Annotated in this window: 1 protein-coding gene; it reads left to right on the top strand. The window is 55.1% G+C overall.

The window, feature by feature from the left end; translation table 11 throughout:
• Positions 1-1,398, top strand: a 1,398-nt coding sequence (locus tag C162_RS36520; RefSeq protein ID WP_036702520.1) for a hypothetical protein, incomplete at both ends; no start/stop codon positions are given.

Raw genomic sequence — 1,398 nt, 5'->3', positions numbered from 1 at the left:
CTTCAACGGATGAAACCGCGATTGATGCGAAGGATGGAACACTGACGAATGTGACTGCTGCGATGGAATATAAGCGTGGAACGGCAGGTGCTTGGTCGAATGTTGCGGGTACAAGCGTAACAACCCTTGAACCGGATACCTATTATGTCCGCACGAAAGCGACAGCGGCAGCATTTGTATCGGTAGCACATAGTGTGACGGTGAATGCATATGTGCCAACGGCAGAGACTACCCCGGCAGCGGTGATCGACTATACTGCCGAGCAGCTGACTGGCCTGACGCCAGGCGCTGCTTATACCGTGAACGGTCAGCCTGTAACGGCTGACGTTAACGGTAAGCTGGCTATAGCTAGCAGCTGGCTGGGAGCTTCATTAAGCATCGTGAAAAAGGGTGACGGTTCGGCGACTACAGACAGCGTGGCGCAGACGCTGAATGTTCCGTCCCGTCCGGCAGCGCCTGCGGGTGTAACGGCAACGGATGAAACCGCGATTAATGCTCAGGATGGAGCATTGGTTAATGTAGATTCCACGATGGAATACAAGAAGAGTGCCGCAGGTGCCTGGGGTGTCGTTACAGGCACGGCCGTGACAGGCCTTGCTCCGGACACGTACTACGTACGGGTGAAGGCAACTGCAACGGACTTTGCCTCGGAAGAGCAAAGTGTAGCTGTCGAGCTGTACGTGGCAGCGCAGGAAATCACCCCGGCAGCAGAGATTAATTATGAAGCTGAGCAGTTGACCGGACTAGTTCCAGGCGGTAAGTATGTCATTAACGGCACACTGGCAGCAACAGCGGATGTGACTGGGAGGCTGGCTCTGGACAGCAGCTGGCTGGGTATTACGTTGAGCGTCGTGAAGCAGGGGAATGCTACAACGACCGTCGACAGCGCGGCGCAGACCTTAATCATTCCGTCCCGTCCGGCAGCGCCTGCGAGTGTAGCTTCAATGGATGAAACCGGGATTGATGCGAAGGACGGCACACTCATCAATGTGAATACTGGGATGGAATATAAGCGCGGCACGGCAGGTTCTTGGACAGCTGTTACGGGCACAACCGTCACAGGCCTTGCACCAGACATGTACTTTGTCCGCACAAAGGCGACCGTAACGGCCTTCACCTCAGCTGAGGCAGAGTTGACGATAACGTCATTTGCGGCAACGGCGGAAGTGATGCCTAATGCGATCATCGATTATGCTGCTGAGTTACTAACGGGTCTGATTCCAGAAGGGGTATACACTGTAAATGGTACGGCTGTAATAGCCACCACGGACGGAACGCTGCCGATAGACAGCAGTTGGCTGGGCAGCGTACTGAATATCGTGAAGACAGGTAACGGTGTGACCACCACCGATAGTGATGCGCAAGTGTTGAGTGTTCCTGCGCGTCAGGCTGCTCCGG

Source organism: Paenibacillus sp. FSL R7-269 (genome assembly GCF_000517865.1).
Classification (GTDB): domain Bacteria; phylum Bacillota; class Bacilli; order Paenibacillales; family Paenibacillaceae; genus Paenibacillus_AQ.
The sequence above is the reverse complement of the archived record's forward strand: the minus strand, read 5'-3'. Positions and strand labels throughout refer to the sequence as shown.